This is a genomic window from Almyronema sp., assembly GCF_052168255.1.
Taxonomy (GTDB): domain Bacteria; phylum Cyanobacteriota; class Cyanobacteriia; order Phormidesmidales; family Phormidesmidaceae; genus Sphaerothrix; species Sphaerothrix epifaneia.
The window spans coordinates 65,584-70,737 of the sequence record NZ_JBQLZL010000072.1 but is presented as its reverse complement, the minus strand read 5'-3'; the positions used below and the strand labels follow the sequence as shown (position 1 = coordinate 70,737).

Here is a 5,154-nt window from a genome sequence, read left to right as displayed (position 1 = left end):
TCAGCTCCAAACTGCCCATGAGAAGCGTTAGCCCCCAATTCGATGTCGGCCACAACTATAGCTAACGGCACAAGGGGAGGGGAGAAGGTAGAAGAAAAACTTTTCTGTCAGCGGCTTTCAGCCACTGAAGTGTCTTGACGCTTGTGGCGACAGCTATATTTTTTCACTTCAGGGTGAACCTTCCGCCTAAAATGAGAACTTGTCAGTTCACTAATCTTTAACTAACTCCCATCCGTGAAGCTATTTGTTTACCACACTCCGGAAGAGGTTCCCGCAGGCGAAGCCCCTGACTGCGCGATCGCCATTGATGTTTTACGAGCAACGTCAACAATGGCTGCTGCCTTTGCGGCAGGAGCAGAAGCGATTCAGGTTTTTAGCGATATTACAGCCCTGCTACAGGCAAGTGAACAATGGCCCCAAGAGAAACGGATCCGAGCCGGTGAACGAGGCGGGGCACGTGTTGAAGGGTGTGATCTGGGCAACTCGCCGCTCGATCACAACCCTGAGCAAACCGAAGGGCGACGGCTCTTTATGAGCACCACCAACGGAACGCGCTGTCTACAGCGAATTCAGCAAGCACCAACGGTCATCACCTCAGCCTTAACGACTCGCCAAGCCACGGTCGATTTTTTGCTGCGAAAACAGCCAGAAACGGTTTGGCTGGTAGGTTCTGGTTGGGAGGGCACTTATTCTTTAGAAGATACTGTGTGTGCTGGGGCGATCGCTCACGGCATTATTTCAGCTACGGCAGCAACGTTTGACACGCTAGCGGGCAACGATGCTTTAGTGGCCGCTGTAGCGCTCTATCTCCACTGGCAAGATCAGCTTTTAGCGCTGATGCAGCAGGCAACGCACGGTCAGCGGCTATTAAGGCTCAATAACCTGGCAGATTTAGAATATTGCGCTCAGCTAGATATTTTACCAATCGTGCCGATTCAGCAAGAGGCCGGGGTACTGGTGCCCCAGACTATTCAGTAGCGCTCTTTCCACCTTGAACGGCTAAAAACTTGCTATTTTCTCTTGAGCTTCTCAGCTAGAATTCAGCTATTCCCCATAGGCTCAAAGCATTACAAACGTTTAGCAGCGGGAGAAAACAAGTGGCAGTTGACTACGATCTGGTGGTGATAGGTGGGGGTTCGGCGGGGTTAGTCGTGGCCAGTGCCGGTGCCCAGCTCAAAGCTAAAGTCGTGTTAATTGAAAAAGAGCCTAAGCTGGGTGGCGATTGTCTGCATTATGGCTGTGTGCCCAGCAAGTCGCTCATTCATGCAGCTCGAGTGGCTTACGACGTCAAACAGGCCGATCGCTTTGGCATCTACACCCAGCTACAAGAAATTAAGCTCACTGAAGCCCTCAATCATGTCCATCAAGTAATTGATACGATTCAGCACCACGATTCAGTCGAGCGCTTTGAGTCTTTGGGAGTAGAGGTCATTTTTGGCAGCGGCCAATTTTCTGACCCTAAAACGTTTACGATCAACGGTCGGCAGCTCAAAGCCCGCAACTTTGTCATCGCTACTGGCTCGCATCCAGCGTTGCCGCCCATTTCAGGGCTGCAGCCAGCAGGCTATTTAACCAACATGAACGTCTTCAAGCTGCAGGCGCGTCCGGCTGCTTTAGCAGTAATTGGGGCTGGGCCGATTGGCTGTGAGCTAGGTCAAGCTTTTCATCGGCTAGGGAGCGAGGTAACGCTGATTTCTAGCCGCGACCAGATTATGCCGAAGGAAGATCCAGAAGCGGCAGCCGTTGTCCAACAGCAGCTAGAAGCCGAAGGGATACGCATTCTTTACGGCCAGCGAGCCGAAAAGGTAGAGGTCATTGACGGCAGAAAGCATCTCTGGACCAACCAGGGAGAACACCTAGTTGTCGATGAAATTTTGCTCTCGACAGGGCAAGTTCCCAACGTTGACTCGTTAAACTTGCAGGCAGCGGCTGTAGAGGTTGGCAAAGAAGGCATTAAGGTCAACGAAAAGCTGCAAACTACAAATCCCAATATTTATGCGGCGGGTGATGTCATTGGCGGCTACCAGTTTACCCACGTTGCTGGCTATGAAGCGGCTGTGGTTTTGCAAAATGCCTTGTTTTTGCCTACTAAAAAGGCAGATTATCGGGTAATTCCCTGGGCAACCTTTACGGAGCCAGAGCTAGCGCGAGTAGGTTTGACAGAAGCAGAAGCGCGATCGCGCTATGACGATGTTTACGTTCTCAAGCAAGCGTTTTCAGGGGTTGACCGAGCTTTAGCAGAGGCGGCTGGTCTGGGCTTTGCCAAGATAATTACCCGCAGCAACGGCGACATTTTAGGGGCGCACATTGTCGGCCCAGCCGCCGGAGAACTCATCCACGAAGTCGTTTTAGCCATGAGTCAAAACCTGAAGGTGGATGCGCTGACGGGCATTCACGTTTACCCGACCTTAGCTGAAGTGACCAGCAAGGCGGCGCTGCAATTGAAAAAGCAAAAGTACGCCGAAAACGATTTTTTGCAAAACTTTTTGCAGAAATTTTTTGAGTTTCGTCGCTCAGTGGCTTAGGGATGCCTCATCGGTGCCCCCAAAACGACCGTCTTTGAGCGGGATCCTGCCCTGCTCAACGGCGTGTTTGCCTTCAAGGGGCAATCTCATTACCCACCAAACTAACTACCTGATTGCGGCCTTGAGCTTTAGCAACGTAGAGGGCAGCATCGGCTCGGGTAATAATAGCGTCAATCGTGACATCTCCTGCCAAATGGACTGATAGCCCTAAACTAACCGTAATTTGCAGGTTGTGTTCAGGGCTAATGGCGATCGCCAAATTGGCAATTTTCTGGCGTAGTCGCTCGGCTACTTCTTCGGCCTCACTAGGGGCTGTTTCTGGCAGCAATGCGATAAATTCTTCACCCCCAATGCGACCCAATGTGTCGCCTTTGCGCAACGTTTCAGCCGCAACCGCTGCCATCTGCTGCAGCACCCGATCGCCCACCTGATGACCATAGTTATCATTCACCAGTTTGAAATGGTCAATATCGAGCATGACAATCGCCAGCGATCGCCCGTACCGCTTAGCCCGCTCAAATTCCTTAGTCGCAATCTCTAACAAATAACGACGATTGGCCACCCCCGTCAGTTCATCCGTAGCGGCCAGCTTTTCAACCACAGCCAGGGCTTGCTTCAGCTCATCACGCACCTGCTTAAGTTCTAAATGCGTTTTGATGCGTACCAGCAGTTCAAAACAATCAAAAGGCTTAGTAATGTAATCGACAGCCCCTAACTCAAAAGCCTGCAGCAGATGATCGCGTTCATCGCTAGCGGTTACAAAAATAATCGGAATATCAGCGGTTTGCGCATCTGCCTTGAGGATCCGGCAAGCTTCTAGACCGTTCATGTCGGGCATCATCAGGTCTAGCAAGATCAAATCAGGTAAAGCATTCCGCGCCTCTACCAAAGCTTGTTGACCGCTGGGTGCCTTGAGCGTATAGTAACCTTGCTCAGTCAGCATGATGCTAATGACTTCAAGGTTGTCAACAACATCATCGACGATCAATATCGAGAAATTTTCAGGATGAAAACTGGTCATCTCTGGATTGATTAGTTGGCATCAAAGGCATGGTTAGCGCTGCTGAAACTGGTAGCGAGTGCCCCTAAAAGACTGACGGCTAAGCGCACTGCTGCAATTAAAGCTGCAATCAAAGCTAAAAGAAGACTAGACCACAAACAGCTTGCCTGTTATTGCACGGGCATCACTTCATCTCAGCTTAATCAAGCTATATTTAATTTTGCCCAAATTGCCCCAGCTAATCATCTGCAGGCAGGTAGAAGGCTCTGTCACTAATGCAATCTCAGGTTGACTCAGGGGTTGAAAAAACATCTTTGCGTTTTGTCACCCGCAAAATTGATTCTGGTAGACGTTTCCCGGTAGGATGCAATGATGCATGTGAAGATTGAAAACGCTGTTTAACTGAAGACCTGTGCGTAAGATTGTTATTGCTGGCAACTGGAAAATGTATAAGACTCAAGCCGAAGCGCTAGAGTTCTTAAAAGGCTTTTTAGATCACTTAAGCGAAACCCCCGACAATCGAGAAGTGATTCTATGTGTACCCTTTACCGCGCTCAGCACACTCTCTAAAAATTTGCACGGTGGCCGGGTCATGATTGGCGCTCAAAATGTTCATTGGGAAACAGAGGGAGCCTACACGGGCGAAGTTTCACCGCTGATGCTGAAGGAATTGGGCGTACGCTATGTGGTCATTGGCCATAGTGAACGGCGACAGTACTTTGGCGAAACGGACGAAACGGCTAATCTGCGCCTCAAAACCGCCCAGCAGTATGGTTTAACACCCATTTTGTGTGTGGGCGAATCAAAGCAGCAGCGAGACGCTGGCGAAACCGATGCTCATATCGCCCAGCAAATTGACAAAGGATTAGCAGACGTTGACCAAAACAATCTGATTATTGCTTATGAACCAATTTGGGCGATTGGGACGGGCGATACTTGCGATGCAACCGACGCCAATCAGGTAATTGGCCGAATTCGTAGCCAGTTGAAGAATCCAGATGTGCCGATTCAGTATGGTGGCTCGGTCAAACCTAACAACATAGACGAAATTATGGCCCAGTCCGAAATTGATGGGGTTTTAGTAGGGGGTGCCAGCCTAGATCCAGAAGGCTTTGCCCGCATTGTGAACTATCAGACTTAAGTGACGCTTTGGCGGTACATTCCCCCCCTGACAGCTTCTGGGTCTGAACAAATGGCGATAGATCGCTGGCTATTAGACCAGCACTGCCAGGGGCGGCTACCGTCTGTGCTGCGGTTTTATCGCTGGCAGCCTGCGGCTATTTCTTTGGGCTATCATCAGCGGCATTACCCTCCCCACTGGCTGAATTTAAGCTGGCAGGGGCAGCCACTCTCCTTAGTTCGGCGGCCTAGCGGCGGGCGGGCAGTTTTGCATCAGGGTGATTTGACCTATGCGGTCATTACCTCCGCGTTTTCGGGGCAGCGGCAGCAGGTTTATCAGCAAGTGTGTCAATTTTTAGTGCAAGGATGGCGATCGCTGGGATTTTCTTTGGTTTATGGCACAGCAGGGCGCGGCTATATTCACAACCCTGGCTGCTTTACGACGTCTACGGCGGCTGATTTAACCCTAGCGCACGGAGCCAAGCTGATTGGCAGCGCTCAGTTTAGGCA

The 5,154-nt window shown here is 50.6% G+C and carries 5 protein-coding genes; 4 read left to right on the top strand and 1 reads right to left on the bottom strand.

Annotated elements, in window-relative coordinates; genetic code table 11:
• The first annotated feature begins 234 nt into the window (after positions 1-234).
• On the top strand, positions 235-978 hold the full coding sequence (locus ACTS3T_RS16075; protein ID WP_377966498.1) for a 2-phosphosulfolactate phosphatase family protein: 744 nt from the start codon (positions 235-237) through the stop codon (positions 976-978).
• A gap of 119 nt (positions 979-1,097) precedes the next feature.
• Positions 1,098-2,525 carry a dihydrolipoyl dehydrogenase family protein gene (locus ACTS3T_RS16070; RefSeq protein WP_377966496.1) on the top strand — a complete coding sequence of 476 codons (1,428 nt, stop codon included), beginning with the start codon at positions 1,098-1,100 and terminating at the stop codon, positions 2,523-2,525.
• A gap of 73 nt (positions 2,526-2,598) precedes the next feature.
• Here ACTS3T_RS16070 and ACTS3T_RS16065 read toward each other — a convergent pair whose 3' ends face one another.
• Complete coding sequence (locus ACTS3T_RS16065) at positions 2,599-3,546, bottom strand: diguanylate cyclase (protein WP_377966494.1); 948 nt, start codon at positions 3,544-3,546, stop codon at positions 2,599-2,601.
• A gap of 391 nt (positions 3,547-3,937) precedes the next feature.
• Here ACTS3T_RS16065 and tpiA point away from each other — a divergent pair, with 391 nt between their 5' ends.
• The gene (gene tpiA / locus ACTS3T_RS16060; RefSeq protein WP_377966492.1) at positions 3,938-4,666 is read left to right on the top strand and encodes a triose-phosphate isomerase; all 729 of its coding nucleotides are present in this window, start codon (positions 3,938-3,940) and stop codon (positions 4,664-4,666) included.
• Positions 4,667-4,717: 51 nt separating this feature from the next.
• Positions 4,718-5,154 (top strand): lipoyl protein ligase domain-containing protein (locus tag ACTS3T_RS16055; RefSeq protein ID WP_462935261.1); only part of this gene is annotated, 437 nt, incomplete at its 3' end.